Below are 17,022 nucleotides of genomic sequence, written 5' to 3'. Positions count from 1 at the left end.
CGATGGAGTGGTGGGGCCAGGGAAAGGAGGAGCGTCATGCTGGAGGCAAAGACGCTCGACAAGCCGGACGAGCGGCGCGACTTTCCGCGCGGGCACATCGAGGCCGTCCACATGGAAGGGCTCGACTTCGCCGTCGCCACCTTCGAACCGGGCTGGCGCTGGTCGGAGTCCGTGGCGCCGATCGCCGGCACCGACAGCTGCATGATCCACCACAACTGCTACGTCGTCGAGGGACGCATGCACGTCCGCATGGACGACGGCACCGAGAGCGAAGTGGGACCGGGCGACGTCTTCGTCTGCTCACCGGGCCACGACGCCTGGGTCGTGGGCGACGGACAGTGCGTCGTGTACGACTTCGCCGGCGGCATGGCGAAGGAGTACGCCAAGGCCGACTGACCGGAGAACCGGAAGACAGGGAGGGGAGAGGGGGCGACCGTCACTGTGGCCGCCCCCTCTCCCCTTCCGCCGTTCACGCGGCCGCCGTCACCGCCCCCACCGCCGGTGTCCGCAGCACCCGCCGGGCCGTGCCCAGGCTCGTGCCCAGCGTCGCCGCCGCCGACACCGACACCATCGCGAGCCACACGCCGAAGAACTGGTCCGGCAGCACGGCGTCGGTGCGGACCACCGTGAACGGCACCACACCGGCCAGCGCGGCCACCGTCCCGAAGAACACGCCCGTCACCGTGAGAACCACGCCCTCGACGGCCACCACGCCCAGCACCTGTCCCGGCGTCGCCCCCGCCAGCCGCTGTTGACCGAATTCACGCGCCCGGTACGTCGTCGCCGCGTACAGCGAGTTGACCAGCATCACGCACACGAACACCGCGATGATGCCGACCACCGTGAGGTTGAGCGTCTCCAGGTTCTTCGCGTCGACCGACTTCACCAGACCCGAGGCCTTCACCGCGTCGCTCTCCACGGCCTGCATCGTGACCGTCGCCGTCGACACGGCGGTGAACATGATCAGCGACACCAGGATCCCGGCCAGCTGATCCGCCCGCTCCCGCAGGTTCCGCACGGCCAGCCAGCCGCTCGCGCCGCTCAGCGGCAGCCGGTCGAGCACGCCCTTCAGCAGCCGCGGGGACAGCAGCGCGAAACCGACCGACAGCAGGATCGCCCCGTAGGCCGGCGCCGCCATCAGCGCCTCGTCCGTCGCGGAGAACAGGAAGGTGGAGCAGGCCCCGAGGGCACCGGTGACCAGTGCCGCACACGCCAGGAACCGCTTGGCCCCGGTCCGCTCCCGACGGCCCCGGGTCAGCCGCCGCACCGCCAGGAACGCGGCGCCCGCGGACGCCAGCAGCGTGATGTCCACACCACTCAGCAGCGCGACCGGACCGAAGGAGTAGTCCACGGACCGCGCCACCTGGCCGCTGTCCTGGAACAGGCCGAGCAGGGCCCGTCCGCCGAGCATCGCCGGTCCGATCGCCAGCGCCGCGCCCACCAGGGCCACGGCCACCGCCTCACCCACGACCATCCGCTTGATCTGCGCCGGGGTCGCCCCCGAGCAGCGCAGCAGCTCCAGCTCGGCGGTGCGCTGACGCACGTTGACCGTCAGCGTCGAGGCCACCGCGAAGAACACCAGCAGGGTCCCGTACCCGCCGACCACCCCCGCCGCCGTGCCCAGAGTCTCCGAACTGACCGGGTCGACGCCGGCCTGTCCGGCCGTGTCGTGCATCGAGTTGAACGTCATGATGATCCCCGCCCCCAGGAAGGCGGACAGCAGCGTCGCGAGGAACCGTCCGGGACGGCGCCGGATCGACCGGAGAGCCAGTACGAACATCGCTCACACCCCCGCCGGCACGTCGTCGCCCAGGTGCGCGAGGCGTTCCGCGACCGCGTCCGGCGTCGGGGCGTCCATCCGCCCCGCCGGCCGGCCGTCGGCGAGGAAGACCACCGAGTCGGCGTACGAGGCGGCGACCGGGTCGTGCGTCACCATCACCACGGTCCGCCCGTGCACCCGCACCGCCTCCTGGAGGAGCAGCAGCACCTGCCGGGCGCTGCGCGTGTCCAGGGCACCGGTCGGCTCGTCCGCGAAGATCACCCGGGGTTCGGTGACGAGGGCCCGGGCGATCGCCACCCGCTGCCGCTGACCGCCGGAGAGCTGGTCGGGACGGTGACCGAGCCGGTCCCCCAGACCGACCGAGGTCAGGATCTCCCGCGCCCGCTTCCGGTCGACGCGCCGTCCGGCCAGCTTGAGCGGCAGCACCGTGTTCTGCGCGACGGTCAGCGTCTCCAGCAGGTTGTACTGCTGGAACACGAACCCGACCCGGCCGCGCCGGAACTTCGTCAGCTCCGCCTCGCCGCCACCCGTCAGCTCCTTGCCGTCCACGCACACGATGCCGCTGTCCGGCCGGTCGAGGCCGGCCGCGCACTGCAGCAGCGTGGACTTGCCCGAACCCGACGGCCCCATCACCGCGGTGAACGTCCCGCGCCCCAGGCTCAGCGTCACACCGTCCAGGGCCCTCACGGCGTTCTCCGCCGAGCCGTACGTACGGGTCACCTTGACGAGCCGGAGGGCCTCGGGGGCGGGGCCCGGGTCGTGGCTGCCTCGTGCTCCGGAGCGAAACATGGTCATCACCTTCCGTGCGGCCCGCCCTGTGCGGTGCCTCGTGGAAGACGCTACGGAGAGCGGGGCCGGGCCACACTGGGCGCAGAGCCCGTATCGGGGGGTGTACCCAGCGACACCCCGGCCGTGCTACGAGCCGCCCAGCAGCACCACCTCCAGGGTGCGCGGACCGTGCACCCCCTCGACCCGGTCCAGTTCGATGTCACTGGTCGCGGAGGGCCCGGAGATCCACGTCAACGGCCGCTTCGGGTCGAGGCGTTCGAGGGCCCGCGGGACCGACGACACCACCTGGTCCGGTACGCGCACCACGCAGACGTGGTGGTCCGGGACCAGGGTGATGCGCCGCCGTCCCTGGTCGGGGGAGCCGTCCAGGACGATCGTGCCGGTCTCGGCGACGGCCACGGCGCAGCCGGTGACCACGCTGTCGACCTCGTCGAGTTCCGCCGCCGTACTCGCCGCCAGGTCCTGGACGAGCGGCGCGTCGACGGCCCCCAGCCACCGGCTCGGCAACCCCGGCGGTACCACCACGCTCCGCGAGCCGTGCGCGGTCAGGAGACGGGCGAGCAGCTCGGGCAACTGCCCGTCCGCGCACCGGTGCACGATCGCCCGGTAGTCGGCCAGGTTCTCGGCGAGGAGGTCCACCGTCCGAGCGGCGGACCGCTGCCCGTGCTCGCGCAGATAGCCCCGGACGATGGTCTCCTCGTAGGGCCTCGCGTCGTCCGGCACGTCCGCCAGCGCCCGCCGGACCCGGCCCAGGATACGTTCCCTGCTGCTCACTTCGCCCCGTCCCTTCCACCGCGCGTGCGCTGCCACCAGTCCCGGAACGGCTCCGCGGGCACCGCCGGAAGGTCCCGGCTGCCGCTCCACGCCCGGCCGGGACCGGGCAGGGTGCGCGGATGCAGACGGCGGGTGCGCGAGGCCAGGCGCTGCCCGGTCCGCAGTGCGCCCGGGTGCGTGAACGCCCACTGCGCCGCCCGCATCGCCGCCCGCTCGGCCGCGTGTCCCCCGGCCGGCTTCAGCACCACCCGGTTGCCGTTCCGTACGGCCGGTCCGCCCTGCACCACCCGTTCCCGCAGGTGCACCAGCACCTCGGGGATGTCGATGGCGACCGGGCACACCTCGTAGCACGCCCCGCACAGCGAGGAGGCGTACGGCAGGGACGCGTCGATCTCGCTTTCGGTGCCCCGCAGTTGGGGACTGAGGATGGCGCCGATCGGGCCCGGATACACCGAGCCGTAGGCGTGGCCGCCGGCCCGTTCGTACACCGGGCACACGTTCAGGCAGGCCGAGCAGCGGATGCAGCGCAGGGCCTGGCGGCCGACCTCGTCGGCGAGGGTGTCGGTGCGGCCGTTGTCCAGCAGCACCAGGTGGAACGTGCGCGGACCGTCCCCTTCCCCGTTCCGGCCGCCGCCGGTGCCCGTCCACATGGACGTGTACGGGTTCATGCGCTCGGCCGTCGAGGAGCGGGGGAGGGTCTGCAGGAACACCTCCAGGTCCTGCCACCTCGGCACGATCTTCTCGATCCCGACGACCGAGATCAGCGTCTCGGGCAGGGTGAGGCACATCCGCCCGTTGCCCTCGGACTCCACGACCACCAGCGTGCCGGTCTCGGCCACCACGAAGTTGGCGCCCGAGATGCCGACCTTGGCCCGCAGGAACTTCTCCCGCAGGTGCAGCCGGGCCGCCTCCGCGAGTTCGGCGGGCGTGTCCGTCAGATCCTCGGGCGCCGGACGGCCCCACTCGCTCATCTCGGAGCGGAAGATGTCCCGGATCTCGCCCCGGTTGCGGTGGATGGCCGGCACCAGGATGTGCGAGGGCCGGTCCTTGCCCAACTGCACGATCAGTTCGGCGAGATCGGTCTCGTAGGCGCGGATGCCCTGCGCCTGGAGCGCCTCGTTGAGGGCGATCTCCTGCGTGGCCATCGACTTGACCTTGACGACTTCGCTCTCGCCGGTCTCCTTGACCAGCCGGGCGACGATCTCGTTGGCCTCGTCCGCGTCGGCGGCCCAGTGCACGGTGCCGCCGGCGGCCGTCACCGCCTCCTCCACCTGCACCAGGTACCGGTCGAGATGGCGCAGCGTGTGGTCCTTGATCCGCTTCCCCGCCTCGCGCAGCGCCGCCCAGTCGTCCAGCTCGGCGACCGCGCGGGCCCGCTTGTCCCGGATGGTGTGCGTGGCGTGACGCAGGTTGCCGCGCAACGTCTCGTCGCCCACGGCCTCCCGCGCCGCCTCGGGAAAGGCCGGCATTCCCACGAACGTCCCGCTCACGCGGTCACCGCCTCCTGAGTGCTCGCCAGAATCTCCGCGATGTGCACCGGCCGCATGCCCGTGCGCAGCCGCGCCATGGTCCCGCCGATGTGCATCAGACAGGAGTTGTCGGCCGCGCACAGCACCTCCGCGCCCGTGGACTGGGCGTTGCGCACCTTGTCCGCGCCCATCGCCGCCGACACGTCGGAGTTCTTCACGGCGAAGGTCCCGCCGAAGCCGCAGCACTCCTCGGCGCCCGGCAGCTCCACCAGTTCGAGCCCCTTCACCGCCTCCAGCAGGCGCCTCGGCCGGTCGCCCAGGCCGAGGCTGCGCAGACCGTGGCAGGTCGGGTGGTACGTCACCGTGTGCGGGTAGTACGCCCCCACGTCGGTCACCCCCAGCACGTCCACCAGGAACTCCGTCAGCTCGTACGTCTTCGGGACCACCGGCGCCAGCGTGGCCGCGAGCCCGTCCCCGCGCCCCTCCGCCCGCGCCCGCTCGCCCATCCGCGGATACAGCTCCCGCACCATCGCCCCGCACGAGCCCGACGGCGTCACGATCGCGTCGTAGCCCGCGAACACGTCGGCGAAGCGCCGGGCCAGCGGCTCGGCCTCGTGCCGGTAACCGGTGTTGTAGTGCGCCTGACCGCAACAGGTCTGGGCCATGGGGAAGTCGACGTCGACACCCAGCCGGGTGAGCAGCTTCACCACCGCCCGGCCGGTGTCCGGATAGAGCGTGTCGTTGACGCAGGTCAGGAACAGGGCGACACGCATCGCGGCTCCTCGTGTTCGATCGTCGGGCGCATGCCCAGAGCAGGGTAGTCGTCGGGGTGGAGGGCGGGGGAGACCCGGTTCACCGGTGGGCGAGTCGGGCCTCGGCGGCCCGCCAGCGCGCCGTGTCGCCGGCCGGTTCGTAGCGGGTCAGCGACTGGGTGCGCGACACCAGCCGCCGCATGCCGGCGAGGTCGCCGACCAGGCCGTGGGCGCGGGCCTGCACGAGGACGTTGCCGAGCGCGGCGGCCTCCGTCGGCCCCGCCACCACCGGCAGCCCGCAGGCGTCGGCCGTCAGTTGGCACAGCAGCGCGTTGCGGGTGCCGCCGCCGACCACGTGCACCACGTCGACGGGGTGCCCGGCGAGCCGCTGGGCGTCCGCCACGGCCCTGCGGTGGGCCAGCGCCAGCGAGTCGAGGATGCATCGCGTCACCTCGGCCGGCGACTCGGGCACCGGCTGCCCGGACGCGCGGCACGCCTCCGCGATCCGCTCCGGCATCCGCCCCGGCGCAAGGAACGCCGCGTCACCCGCGTCGACCACCGACCGCAGCCCCGGCACCCGGGCCGCCTCGGTCAGCAGCCCGCCCAGACCGGGGTCGCCCCACTCCCGCAGGCACTCCTGGAGCAGCCACAGACCCATGATGTTGCGCAGGTAGCGGACCGTGCCGTCCAGCCCCAGCTCGTTGGTGAAGTTGGCGGCCCGGCTCTCCTCCGACAGCACCGGCGCGGTCAGTTCCAGCCCGGCCAGCGACCAGGTGCCGGTGCAGATGTAGGCGAACCGTTCGTCCGCGGCCGGTACGGCGGCCACCGCGGAGGCGGTGTCGTGCGAGCCGACCGCCGTCACCGGCACGGGCCCCGCCAGGCCGGTCTCCTCCAGCACCTCCGGCCGCAGCAGCCCGGCCGGGTCGCCGGGCCGGCGCAGCGGTGCGAACAGGCCGAGGTCGATCCCCAGCCGGTCCGCGACCTGACGGGACCAGTCCCGGGTGCGGGGGTCGATCAGCTGGGTCGTGGAGGCGTTGGTCAGCTCCGTGCCCTGCTCGCCGGTCAGCCAGTACGTCAGCAGGTCCGGGATCAGCAACAGCCGCCGGGCCGCCGCGAACTGGGCCGTGCCCCGGGCGGCGACGAGCTGGTACAGGGTGTTGAAGGGCGCGTACTGCAACCCGGTCGCCGCGTACAGCTCCCCGGCCGGCAGCGTGGCCCACACCTTCTCCGGGACGCCCTCGGTGCGGGCGTCCCGGTAGTGCACGGGGTTGCCGAGCAGTGCCCCGTCCGCGTCCAGCAGGCCGTGGTCGACGGCCCAGCTGTCCACGCCCACCGAGGCCACCGGCCCGGCCGCCCGCAGCCCGTCCAGCACCCCGGCGTACAGCGCGAGGACGTCCCAGCGCAGCCCGTCGGGCGTACGGACCGGCCGGTTGCGGAAGCGGTGCGCCTCGGTCAGCTCCAGCCGGCCGGGGCCGACGCGGCCGACCATGACGCGCCCGCTGGACGCGCCGAGGTCGATTGCGGCGTACGACGTGAGGTCCACGGCGGCGCTCATCGCAGGAACGCGGCGGCCACGCCGGCGTCGACCGGGACGTGCAGACCGGTGGTGTGAGTCAGGTCGCCGCCGGTCAGCGCGAACACGGCGTTGGCGACGTGCTCGGGCAGCACCTCGCGCTTGAGCAGCGTGCGCTGGGCGTAGAACTCGCCCAGCTTCTCCTCCGGCACCCCGTACACGGCGGCGCGCTCGGCGCCCCAGCCGCCCGCGAAGATCCCGGAACCGCGCACCACACCGTCGGGGTTGACGCCGTTGACCCGGATGCCGTGCTCGCCCAGTTCGGCGGCGAGGAGGCGCACCTGGTGGGCCTGGTCGGCCTTGGTGGCGGAGTAGGCGATGTTGTTCGGGCCGGCGAACACGGCGTTCTTCGACGCGATGTACACGATGTCGCCGCCCAGTTCCTGCGCGGTCATCACCCGGGCCGCCTCGCGCGAGACGAGGAAGGAACCCCGGGCCATGATGTCGTGCTGCAGGTCCCAGTCCTTCGCGGTGGTCTCCAGCAGCGGCTTGGAGACCGAGATCCCCGCGTTGTTGACCACCAGGTCCACCCCGCCGAAGGCGAGCACGGCCGCCCGGAAGGCGTCGGCGATCTGCTCCTCGGAGGTGACGTCGACGCGCACGGCCACGGCCTTGTCGTCCCCGCCCAGCTCCTTTGCGACCGCGGCCGCGTTCTCGGCGTTCAGGTCGGCCACGACCACGCACGCCCCCTCGTCGGCCAGCCGGCGCGCGATGGCCTTCCCGATCCCGCTGCCCGCGCCGGTCACCAGGGCGACCCGGGTGGCCAGCGGCTTCGGCTTCGGCATCCGCCGGAGCTTGGCCTCCTCCAGCGCCCAGTACTCGATGCGGAACTTCTCCGACTCCTCGATCGGCGCGTACGACGACACCGCCTCGGCGCCGCGCATCACGTTGATCGCGTTGACGTAGAACTCGCCGGCCACCCGGGCGGTCTGCTTGTCCTTGCCGAAGCTGAACATGCCCACGCCCGGCACCAGCACGATCGCCGGGTCGGCACCGCGCATGGCGGGGGAGCCGGGCTCGGCGTGCCGCTCGTAGTACGCGGCGTACTCCTCGCGGTAGGCCGCGTGCAGCTCCCTGAGCCGGGCGACGGCCTCCTCCAGCGGTGCGGACGGGGCCACGTCCAGAACCAGCGGCCGCACCTTCGTCCGCAGGAAGTGGTCCGGGCAGGAGGTGCCGAGCGCGGCGAGCCGCGGGTGCTCGGCCCGCGCGAGGAAGTCCAGTACCACGTCGGAGTCGGTGAAGTGCCCGACCTGCGCCCGGTCCCGGGACGCCAGACCGCGGACGTACGGAGCCAGCGCCGCCGCCCGCTCCCGCCGCTCGGCCGCGGGCAGCGCCTCGTACCCCGCGATCACCGGACCGAAGGGCTCGGCCTTCCCCCGCTCGGCCAGGAAGGCCTCGGCGGTGCGGATGATGTGCAGCGAGTTGCGCTCGCACTCCTCGGACGTGTCGCCCCAGGCGGTGATGCCGTGCCCGCCGAGCACACAGCCGATCGCCTGCGGGTTGGCCTCCTTCACGGCGGCGATGTCCAGCCCGAGCTGGAACCCGGGACGCCGCCACGGCACCCACACCACGGTGTCCCCGAAGCACTCGGCGGTCAGCTTCTCGCCGTCCGCCGCACAGGCCAGCGCGATCCCGGAGTCCGGGTGCAGGTGGTCGACGTGCGCCGCCTCGACCAGCCCGTGCATCGCCGTGTCGATCGAGGGCGCGGCGCCGCCCTTGCCGTGCAGGCAGTAGTCGAAGGCGGCGACCATCTCGTCCTCGCGCTCGACGCCCGGGTAGACGCCCTTGAGCGCCCGCATCCGGTCCAGCCGCAGCACGGCGAGCCCCGCCTCGGTGAGCGTCCCGAGATCCCCGCCGGACCCCTTGACCCACATCAGCTCGACATCACCTCCCGTGACGGGGTCGGTCCCGGTGCCCTTGGCGGACGCGTTGCCGCCGGCGTAGTTGGTGTTGCGCGGATCGGCGCCGAGCCGATGGGAACGGGCGAGGAGGGCGTCGGCCGCAGGGTGGGTCGCCATGTCTTTACAGTCCTTTGTGAACGGGGGTGACTTTCAGGGGCGCGGGGAACCGCGCGATCAACCACGAACAACCCGCAGTCCGCGAACAACGGGAACCAGGCAGATGGTCACGCCCCCCACCCCGCCTGCTGCCCGCCAACCCGCTCGGTGACAACCTTCTCCGCCCACCCGCAGGAGCGATACGCCTTCATCGGCTCGGGGTCCAACCCCGACTCCTCCCGCACCTCCCGCAGCAGCGGACGCACGTCCGTGTTGTACGCGTCCATCAACACCGCGTTGGCCTCCAGCACATCCCCCGAGGCCTGCGCGGCGGCCAGCGCCGTACCGTCGACCAGCAGCGCCTTCGCCGTGGCCTCCTGCACGTTCATCACCGACCGGATGATCGCCGGGATCTTCGCCTCGATGTTGTGGCACTGGTCGAGCATGAACGCCACGTCGGACGTGAACCCGCCCCCGCGCACCACCTCGTACATGATCCGGAACAGCTGGAACGGGTCGGCCGCGCCCACCATCAGGTCGTCGTCCGCGTAGAAGCGCGAGTTGAAGTCGAACCCGCCGAGCTTCCCCTCCCGCAGCAGCGTCGCCACGATGAACTCGATGTTCGTGCCCGGCGCGTGGTGCCCCGTGTCGACCACGACCTGTGCCTTCTCGCCCAGCTTCAGGCAGTGCGCGTACGCCGTGCCCCAGTCCGGCACGTCCGTCGTGTAGAACGCCGGCTCGAAGAGCTTGTACTCCAGGAGCATCCGCTGCCCCTCGCCGAGCCGCTCGTACACCTCGGCCAGGCCCTCGGCCAGCCGGTCCTGGCGGGAACGGACGTCGTCCTGGCCGGGGTAGTTCGTGCCGTCGGCGAACCAGAGCTTCAGGTCGCGCGACCCGGTGGCGTCCATGATGTCGACGCACTCCAGCAGGTGGTCGACGGCCTTCCTGCGCACCGCCGCGTCGGGGTGGCAGATGCTGCCCAGCTTGTAGTCGTCGTCCTGGAAGGTGTTGGAGTTGATCGCGCCGATCCGCACGCCCCGCTTCTCGGCGTGTGCGGCCAGCGCGGCGTAGTCCTCGACCCGGTCCCAGGGGATGTGGAGGGCCACGGTCGGGGCCACGCCGGTGAACTCGTGCACCTTCGCCGCGTCGTCCAGCTTCTCGAAGGGGTCGCGCGGCACACCGGCCTGGGCGAACACCTTGAAGCGGGTGCCCGAGTTGCCGTACGCCCACGACGGCGTCTCGACGGCCTGGGTCTTGAGCGCGGCTTTCACCGCGGCGAGCTCGGTCACTTCGGCGCTCCTGTGGCATCGGGTCGTGTTCCCGCTGTGAGCACGACCATGGATGAAACGATTCAGAACGCGAAGTTATGAGCCCCTCGAAAGGGTGTCAACCCTTCTCGCCGCCCCGGCTGTCCGTGACTCCGCCGTGACCTTCGGAGTTCGAAACTTTTTCGACGCGGAACCATTGACGTGACATACCCTCGCTGCCTAACGTCCCCGGCAACCGAGTTGAAACCTTTCACGATGCCGTGAGGGCCGCCCCGCCCGGCGTCGTCGAGGAGCCCCCAATGACCCACCCGTCCGACACGGGTTCGGCCCCGGTTCTGGCGCTCAGGGACGTCTCCAAGTCCTTCGGCGCGGTCCGTGCGCTGCGGGACGTCTCCCTGGAGCTGTTCCCCGGCGAGGTGCACGCCCTCGCCGGCGAGAACGGCGCCGGAAAGTCGACCCTCATCAAGACGCTGGCCGGTGTGCACCGGCCGGACGCCGGCCAGGTGCTGCTCGACGGCGCACCGGTCGTCTTCCACGGTCCCGGCGACGCCCGGGACGCCGGCATCGCCGTGATCTACCAGGAGCCCACCCTCTTTCCCGACCTGTCGATCGCCGAGAACATCTTCATGGGCCGCCAGCCGCGCCGCGCCCTCGGCCGCATCGACCACAAGGCCACCCACGCCGCCACCGCCGAACTGATGCTGCGCCTCGGCGTCGAGCTGGACCCCGGCCGGCCCGCGCGCGGCCTGTCCATCGCGGACCAGCAGATCGTCGAGATCGCCAAGGCGCTCTCCTTCGACGCCCGCGTCCTGATCATGGACGAGCCGACCGCCGCCCTCACCGGCAGCGAGGTGGCCCGCCTCTTCGGCGTGGTGCGCACCCTGCGCGAACAGGGCGCCGCGGTGCTGTTCGTCTCCCACCGCCTGGAGGAGATCTTCCGCATCTGCGAGCGGGTCACCACCCTGCGCGACGGCGCCTGGATCGCAGGCGAGCCCCTCGAGGGCATGACCGAGGACGACCTGGTGCGCCGCATGGTCGGCCGCGATCTCGACGAGCTGTACCCCAAGCAGGAGGTCACCCCCGGCGAGACCGCGCTCAGCGTGCGCCGCCTGACCCGCGAGGGCGTCTTCACCGACGTCTCCTTCGAGGTGCGGCGCGGTGAGATCGTCGCGCTGGCCGGACTGGTCGGCGCCGGACGCACCGAGGTCGCCCGCGCCGTCTTCGGCGTCGACCGCTGGGACGCGGGGGAGGTAGAGGTCGACGGCAAGCCGCTCGTCAACGGCGCGCCCTCCACCGCGATGGCCGCGGGCCTCGCCCTGGTCCCGGAGGACCGCCGGGCCCAGGGCCTGGTGATGGACATGTCCATCGAGCGCAACATCGGCCTCACCGGCCTGCGGACGACCGTGAAGGGCGGGTTCGTGGACCGCGGCGCCGAACGCAGCCGCTCCCTCGACTGGGCGGTCAAGCTCCAGGTCAAGTACGCCCGCATCGCCGACACCGTCGCCACCCTGTCCGGCGGCAACCAGCAGAAGGTCGTACTCGCCAAGTGGCTGGCCACCGGCCCCAAGGTACTGATCGTCGACGAGCCCACCCGCGGCATCGACGTCGGCACCAAGGCCGAGGTGCACCGACTGCTCTCGCAGCTCGCCGCCGACGGCGTGGCCGTCCTGATGATCTCCTCCGACCTGCCCGAGGTCCTCGGCATGGCCGACCGCGTCCTGGTGATGCACGAGGGGCGCCTGACCGCCGAGATAGCCCGCGCCGACGCCACGGAGGAGACCGTGATGGCCGCAGCCACGGGGAGGGCCGCCGCATGACGGTCACCGCACCCGAGAAGGCCCTCGTGGCCGACGTGCCGGGGGCCGGTGCGACCCGGCTCGTGGACCGCATCTTCAAGATGCGCGAACTGGCCATCCTGCTGGTCTTCCTGGTGATGATCGCCATCACCCAGGCCGGCAACAGCGAGTTCCTGTCCGAGCAGGGCATCAAGGACCTCCTGCTGAACGCGACCATCCTGGTCCTGGTCGCCACCGGCCAGTCCCTGGTCGTCATCACCCGCAACGTCGACCTGTCCGTCGGCTCCACCCTCGGCATCAGCGCCTTCGCCGCCGGCGTCTGGCTCCAGGACGGCGGCAACCCCGTCGTCGCGGTGCTGCTCGCGGTGCTGACGGGCGTCGGCTTCGGCCTCCTCAACGGCCTTCTGGTCAGCCTCGGCCAGGTGCCCGCCCTGGTGGTCACCCTCGGCACCCTCTACATCATCCGCGGCATCGACTCCATCTGGGTCGGCTCCCGGCAGATCACCGCGGCCGACCTGCCCGGCGGCTTCGTCGACTTCGGCTCCGGCGGCATCTCCGCCGTACCGTGGCTGGCGCTGATCGCCCTCGCGGTGCTCGTCGCCACCGCGTACTACCTCAAGCACTTCGGCAGCGGACGCGAGCTGTACGCGCTCGGCTCCAACCCCGACGCCGCCCGCCTGGCCGGCATTCCGGTCCGCAAGCGCATCCTGGCCGCCTACACCTTCTGCGGCGCCCTCGCCGGACTCGCCGGCGCCCTGTACCTCGCCCGCTTCGGCAACGTGGACTCCGGCACCGGCAACGGCTACGAACTGACCGTCGTCAGCGCCGTGGTGGTCGGCGGCGTCGTCTTCACCGGCGGCTCCGGCAGCGTCTACGGCGCGGCCCTCGGCGCGCTCCTGCTCACCTCGATCAACAGCGTGCTGCCCGCCCTCGGCGTCAGCTCCGTGTGGGTGCTGGCCATCAACGGCATTCTGCTCATCCTCGCCATCGCCGTCGACCGGATCGTCGCCCTGCGCGTGGCCAACGCCCTGAAGAAGAGGAACGCCCGCCATGGCTGACACCTCCCTGACGCGCGCCGTCCGCTGGGACACCGTGGTGGGCGCCCTCCTCGTGGTCGTCCTGCTGCTCTCCTTCGGCTTTGTCGACGGGTTCGGCAACGCCCTCAACCTGTCCTTCCTCATCGGCAACACCCTGCCGATCGCACTCATCGCCCTGCCGATGACGCTGCTGGTCGTCTCCGGCGAGATCGACCTGTCGGTCGCCTCCACCGCGGGTCTGTCCGGCGCGGTCATGGGCGCGCTGTGGAACCAGGGCATGACCATCGAGACGATCATCCCCATCTGCCTGCTGCTCGGCGTGGTCTGCGGCCTGGTCAACGGCCTGCTCGTCACCCGGCTCGGGCTGCCCTCCCTCGCCGTCACCATCGGCACCATGGCCGCCTACCGCGGCATCGCGCAGATCGTGCTCGGCTCCGACGCGGTGACCGACTTCCCCGCGCAGTACCTGGACTTCGCGGCCGGACGCATCGACGGCACCTTCGTCCCGTACGCCTTCCTGCCCTTCCTCGTGCTGCTGGCCGTCGCCGTCCTCGCCCTGCACGCCATGCCGTTCGGCCGCTCGCTGTTCGCCATCGGCGCCAGCGAGGAGGCCGCCCGGTTCGCCGGCATCCGGGTCAAGCGGCAGAAGCTGATCCTGTTCACGCTGACCGGCCTGATGTCCGCCCTCACCGGCGTCTTCTGGGCCCTGCACTACGCCAGCGCCCGCTACGACAACGCCACCGGCCTCGAACTCTCCGTCGTCGCCGCCGTGCTCCTGGGCGGCATCGACTTCGACGGCGGCAAGGGCACCCTCGGCGGGGCGATCGCGGGCGTGTTCCTGCTCGGCGCGCTGCAGAACGTGATGAGCCTGCGGGACGTCTCCGCCCAGTCGCAGATCGTCGTCACCGGCGTCCTGCTCGTCCTCTCCGTGCTCGGCCCCCGGGTCGCGCGGCAGGTCTCCCTCGCGAGGGCCGGACGCAGGGCGGCGACGGCGCCCCCGTCCAAGACGCCCGCGCCCACCCCGTAACCCGTCACCGGCTCCGTCCACCCCCGTAAGGAACCCACCATGCGCAAGTCGTCCATCCGCCGTACCTGCGCGGCACTCGCCGCCGTCACCTCCCTCGCCCTGGCGGCCACCGCCTGCGGCGGCACCACCAAGGAGGACGTCAAGGACGAGGGCGGCAAGGCCGCCGCCGCGGGCAAGGCCGACCCCAACGCCGCGACGAAGAAGGGGCTGACCGTCGGCTTCCTGCCCAAGCAGGTCAACAACCCCTACTTCACCGTCGCCGACAAGGGCGGCGAGAAGGCCCTCGAGGAGCTGGGCTCCAGCTACAAGGAGGTCGGCACCTCCAGCGGCACCGACACCGCCGGCCAGGTCTCCTACGTCAACACGCTCACCCAGCAGCAGGTCGACGCCATCGCCGTCTCCGCGCAGGACCCGGGCGCGCTGTGCACCGCGCTCAAGCAGGCCATGAAGAACGACATCAAGATCGTCACCTACGACTCGGACACCAACCCCGAGTGCCGCAACGCCTTCATCTCCCAGGCCTCCGCCGACGACATCGGCCGCACCCAGGTGCAGCAGCTGGCCGAGCAGATCGGCAACAAGGGCGAGATCGCGATCCTGTCCGCCGCGCAGACCGCGACGAACCAGAACGCCTGGATCGAGATCATGAAGGACGAGCTGAAGGATCCGAAGTACAAGGACATCAAGCTGGTCAAGGTCGCCTACGGAGACGACGACGCCCAGAAGTCCTTCCAGCAGACCCAGGGCCTGCTCCAGGAGCACCCCAACCTGAAGGGGATCATCTCCCCGACCACCGTCGGCATCAAGGCCGCCGCCCAGTACCTGTCCGGCTCCAAGTACAAGGGCAAGGTCAAGCTGACCGGCCTCGGCACCCCCAACGACATGCGCAAGTACGTCAAGAACGGCACCGTCGAGGCGTTCGAGCTGTGGGACCCGGCCAAGCTCGGCGAACTGGCCGCGCGCACCGCCGTCGCCCTGGCCTCCGGCCAGATCACCGGCAAGGAGGGCGAGACCTTCGAGGCCGGCGCCCTGGGCGAGTACACCATCGGCAAGGACGGCGTGATCGACCTCGGCAAGCCGACCGTGTTCACCGCCGACAACGTCGACCAGTACAACTTCTAGGCCCCGTCCTTCGCACAGTCCCCACCTTCGTACAGTCCCACCTTCGTACAGTCCCCACCCTTCGTACGGGAGCGGTACTTCATGCAGCGCGTCTGTTTCCTGCTCAAGGTCCGCCGGGACCGCATCGCGGAGTACCGCGAACGCCACGCCGCCGTGTGGCCCGAGATGTGCGAGGCACTCTCCGCCACCGGCTGGCACAACTACTCGCTCTTCCTGCGCGACGACGGCCTGCTCGTCGGCTACCTGGAGACCGACGACTTCGCCGCCGCGCGGGCGGGCATGGAGGCCACCGAGGTCAACGCCCGCTGGCAGGCGGAGATGGGCCCGCTCTTCGAGTCCCTCGACGGGGCCCGCCCCGACGAAGCGATGAAACCGCTCACCGAGGTGTTCCACCTCGCCTGACGGGGGCCCGGCCGGGGCGGCCCGGGTACTGTGTGAAAGTCCTGCGGCCGCCCCCACACCCACCCCGACCTCGGAGGTCCCTGCCCGATGGCCCATTCCGTGGGTATCAAGGATGTCGCCCGCGCCGCCGGAGTTTCCGTGGGCACGGTCTCCAACGTCATCAACCGCCCCGACACCGTGGCGACCGAGACCAGGGCGCGGGTGCTCTCCGCGATCGACCGGCTCGGCTACGTCCGCAGCGAGTCCGCGCGCCAGCTGCGCGCGGGCCGCAGCCGCATCATGGGGCTGCTCGTCCTGGACATGGGCAACCCGTTCTTCGTCGACGTCGCACGCGGTGCCGAACGGGCCGCCCGCCAGGCCGGGCTCGGCGTGATGGTCTGCAACAGCGCCCAGAACCCGGCCGAGGAGGCCGAGTACCTCTCGCTCTTCGCCGAGCAGCGGGTCCGCGGCGTCCTGCTCACCCCCGCCGACGCCACCGGCCGCAACATCGAGGGCTTCCGGCGCCACAACATCCCGTTCGTGCTCGTCGACCGGGTCGCCGAGGGCACCACCGAGTGCTCGGTCTCCGTCGACGACGTCGCGGGCGGCGCGCTGGCCGTGCGCCACCTCGTGGACGCCGGACACCGCTCCATCGCCTACGTCAGCGGCCCGCCCGGCCTCAACCAGGTCCGCGACCGCCGCACCGGCGCCCTCACCGCGCTCGCCGAGGCCGGGCTCGGCCCCGACGCGCTGCGCGAACTGCCCACCGAGCGGCTCGACGTCGCCGCGGGCCGCGACGCCGGCGCCCGCCTGCTGGGCCTCGCCGACCGGCCGACCGCCGTCTTCTGCGCCAACGACCTGCTCGCCCTCGGAGTCCTGCAGGCCATGTACGCCGCCGGGGTCGGCGTCCCGGACGACCTCGCGATCGTGGGCTACGACGACATCGAGTTCGCCGCCGCCGCGGCCGTCCCGCTCACCTCCGTGCGCCAGCCCGCCGTCACCATGGGCGCCATGGCAGCCGAACTGCTCCTGGAGGAGACCGAGCTGGAGGGCACGGACCGGGCCCACCCGCACCGCCGGGTCGTCCTCCAGCCCGAACTGGTGGTGCGGCACTCCAGCCTCGGCGCCCGCTGACCCGGCGTTCAGCAGACCGTTCGAAACGATTTCATGATCCCGGGGGTCGGACGCCGCAGGACGGTGTGCTGAACTGGGACACGGCCGAAAGAATCGGCCGTCGCGTCCGTCCGCCCCGGGAGC

15 protein-coding genes are annotated in these 17,022 nt (G+C 71.8%); 7 read left to right on the top strand and 8 right to left on the bottom strand.

Features of this window, described 5'->3' with window-relative positions; all coding sequences use genetic code 11:
- Positions 1-36 precede the first annotated feature (36 nt).
- The gene (locus NI25_RS02760) at positions 37-396 is read left to right on the top strand and encodes a cupin domain-containing protein (RefSeq protein WP_061440886.1); all 360 of its coding nucleotides are present in this window, start codon (positions 37-39) and stop codon (positions 394-396) included.
- A gap of 73 nt (positions 397-469) precedes the next feature.
- On the opposite strand, the gene NI25_RS02755 is transcribed toward NI25_RS02760, so the two are convergent.
- The 8 genes from NI25_RS02755 to rhaI all read right to left on the bottom strand — a co-directional run bounded on the left by NI25_RS02755 (position 470) and on the right by rhaI (position 10,423).
- A complete protein-coding gene (locus NI25_RS02755) occupies positions 470-1,780 on the bottom strand; it encodes an FtsX-like permease family protein (protein WP_061440885.1) in 1,311 nt (436 codons plus the stop codon).
- Positions 1,781-1,783: 3 nt separating this feature from the next.
- Positions 1,784-2,575 (bottom strand): ABC transporter ATP-binding protein, encoded by a 792-nt coding sequence (locus tag NI25_RS02750; RefSeq protein ID WP_061440884.1) that lies wholly within the window; start codon positions 2,573-2,575, stop codon positions 1,784-1,786.
- A 120-nt stretch (positions 2,576-2,695) separates the two neighbouring features.
- Positions 2,696-3,343 (bottom strand): LutC/YkgG family protein, encoded by a 648-nt coding sequence (locus NI25_RS02745; RefSeq protein ID WP_061440883.1) that lies wholly within the window; start codon positions 3,341-3,343, stop codon positions 2,696-2,698.
- Positions 3,340-4,833 (bottom strand): LutB/LldF family L-lactate oxidation iron-sulfur protein, encoded by a 1,494-nt coding sequence (locus NI25_RS02740; RefSeq protein ID WP_061440882.1) that lies wholly within the window; start codon positions 4,831-4,833, stop codon positions 3,340-3,342. The genes NI25_RS02745 and NI25_RS02740 overlap by 4 nt, the downstream gene beginning before the upstream one ends.
- Positions 4,830-5,585, bottom strand: coding sequence for a (Fe-S)-binding protein (locus NI25_RS02735; protein WP_061440881.1), 756 nt, complete (start codon positions 5,583-5,585; stop codon positions 4,830-4,832). Before NI25_RS02735 ends, NI25_RS02740 begins: the two co-directional genes overlap by 4 nt.
- 79 nt (positions 5,586-5,664) lie before the next feature.
- Positions 5,665-7,119, bottom strand: a complete 1,455-nt coding sequence (locus NI25_RS02730; RefSeq protein WP_061440880.1) for a rhamnulokinase — start codon at positions 7,117-7,119, stop codon at positions 5,665-5,667.
- On the bottom strand, positions 7,116-9,155 hold the full coding sequence (locus NI25_RS02725) for a bifunctional rhamnulose-1-phosphate aldolase/short-chain dehydrogenase (protein WP_061440879.1): 2,040 nt from the start codon (positions 9,153-9,155) through the stop codon (positions 7,116-7,118). Before NI25_RS02725 ends, NI25_RS02730 begins: the two co-directional genes overlap by 4 nt.
- Positions 9,156-9,262: 107 nt before the next feature.
- Positions 9,263-10,423 carry an L-rhamnose isomerase gene (rhaI, locus tag NI25_RS02720; protein WP_061440878.1) on the bottom strand — a complete coding sequence of 387 codons (1,161 nt, stop codon included), beginning with the start codon at positions 10,421-10,423 and terminating at the stop codon, positions 9,263-9,265.
- A 278-nt stretch (positions 10,424-10,701) separates the two neighbouring features.
- Here rhaI and NI25_RS02715 point away from each other — a divergent pair, with 278 nt between their 5' ends.
- The 6 genes from NI25_RS02715 to NI25_RS02690 all read left to right on the top strand — a co-directional run bounded on the left by NI25_RS02715 (position 10,702) and on the right by NI25_RS02690 (position 16,899).
- Positions 10,702-12,219, top strand: a complete 1,518-nt coding sequence (locus NI25_RS02715) for a sugar ABC transporter ATP-binding protein (protein WP_061440877.1) — start codon at positions 10,702-10,704, stop codon at positions 12,217-12,219.
- Positions 12,216-13,256: an ABC transporter permease gene (locus NI25_RS02710; RefSeq protein ID WP_061440876.1), complete on the top strand. Its 1,041-nt coding sequence runs from the start codon at positions 12,216-12,218 to the stop codon at positions 13,254-13,256. Before NI25_RS02715 ends, NI25_RS02710 begins: the two co-directional genes overlap by 4 nt.
- A complete protein-coding gene (locus NI25_RS02705) occupies positions 13,249-14,262 on the top strand; it encodes an ABC transporter permease (RefSeq protein WP_061440875.1) in 1,014 nt (337 codons plus the stop codon). The genes NI25_RS02710 and NI25_RS02705 overlap by 8 nt, the downstream gene beginning before the upstream one ends.
- A 39-nt stretch (positions 14,263-14,301) precedes the next feature.
- On the top strand, positions 14,302-15,384 hold the full coding sequence (gene rhaS, locus NI25_RS02700) for a rhamnose ABC transporter substrate-binding protein (RefSeq protein ID WP_061440874.1): 1,083 nt from the start codon (positions 14,302-14,304) through the stop codon (positions 15,382-15,384).
- 81 nt (positions 15,385-15,465) lie between these two features.
- Complete coding sequence (locus NI25_RS02695; RefSeq protein ID WP_061440873.1) at positions 15,466-15,786, top strand: L-rhamnose mutarotase; 321 nt, start codon at positions 15,466-15,468, stop codon at positions 15,784-15,786.
- Positions 15,787-15,873: 87 nt separating this feature from the next.
- On the top strand, positions 15,874-16,899 hold the full coding sequence (locus NI25_RS02690) for a LacI family DNA-binding transcriptional regulator (RefSeq protein ID WP_061440872.1): 1,026 nt from the start codon (positions 15,874-15,876) through the stop codon (positions 16,897-16,899).
- Positions 16,900-17,022 lie beyond the last annotated feature (123 nt).

This window comes from Streptomyces sp. CCM_MD2014, from assembly GCF_000772045.1.
Classification (GTDB): Bacteria; Actinomycetota; Actinomycetes; order Streptomycetales; family Streptomycetaceae; genus Streptomyces; species Streptomyces salinarius.
Note: the sequence above shows the minus strand (reverse complement) of the source record. Positions and strands in the feature narration are given on the sequence as shown.

Bases quoted from the DNA above. Each gene is read 5' to 3' on its own strand.
- NI25_RS02760 (WP_061440886.1), top strand. From the start codon at position 37: ATGCTGGAGGCAAAGACGCTCGACAAGCCGGACGAGCGGCGCGACTTT.
- NI25_RS02755 (WP_061440885.1), bottom strand. From the start codon at position 1,780: ATGTTCGTACTGGCTCTCCGGTCGATCCGGCGCCGTCCCGGACGGTTC.
- NI25_RS02750 (WP_061440884.1), bottom strand. From the start codon at position 2,575: ATGACCATGTTTCGCTCCGGAGCACGAGGCAGCCACGACCCGGGCCCC.
- NI25_RS02735 (WP_061440881.1), bottom strand. From the start codon at position 5,585: ATGCGTGTCGCCCTGTTCCTGACCTGCGTCAACGACACGCTCTATCCG.
- NI25_RS02730 (WP_061440880.1), bottom strand. From the start codon at position 7,119: ATGAGCGCCGCCGTGGACCTCACGTCGTACGCCGCAATCGACCTCGGC.
- NI25_RS02725 (WP_061440879.1), bottom strand. From the start codon at position 9,155: ATGGCGACCCACCCTGCGGCCGACGCCCTCCTCGCCCGTTCCCATCGG.
- NI25_RS02715 (WP_061440877.1), top strand. From the start codon at position 10,702: ATGACCCACCCGTCCGACACGGGTTCGGCCCCGGTTCTGGCGCTCAGG.
- NI25_RS02710 (WP_061440876.1), top strand. From the start codon at position 12,216: ATGACGGTCACCGCACCCGAGAAGGCCCTCGTGGCCGACGTGCCGGGG.
- NI25_RS02705 (WP_061440875.1), top strand. From the start codon at position 13,249: ATGGCTGACACCTCCCTGACGCGCGCCGTCCGCTGGGACACCGTGGTG.
- rhaS (WP_061440874.1), top strand. From the start codon at position 14,302: ATGCGCAAGTCGTCCATCCGCCGTACCTGCGCGGCACTCGCCGCCGTC.
- NI25_RS02695 (WP_061440873.1), top strand. From the start codon at position 15,466: ATGCAGCGCGTCTGTTTCCTGCTCAAGGTCCGCCGGGACCGCATCGCG.
- NI25_RS02690 (WP_061440872.1), top strand. From the start codon at position 15,874: ATGGCCCATTCCGTGGGTATCAAGGATGTCGCCCGCGCCGCCGGAGTT.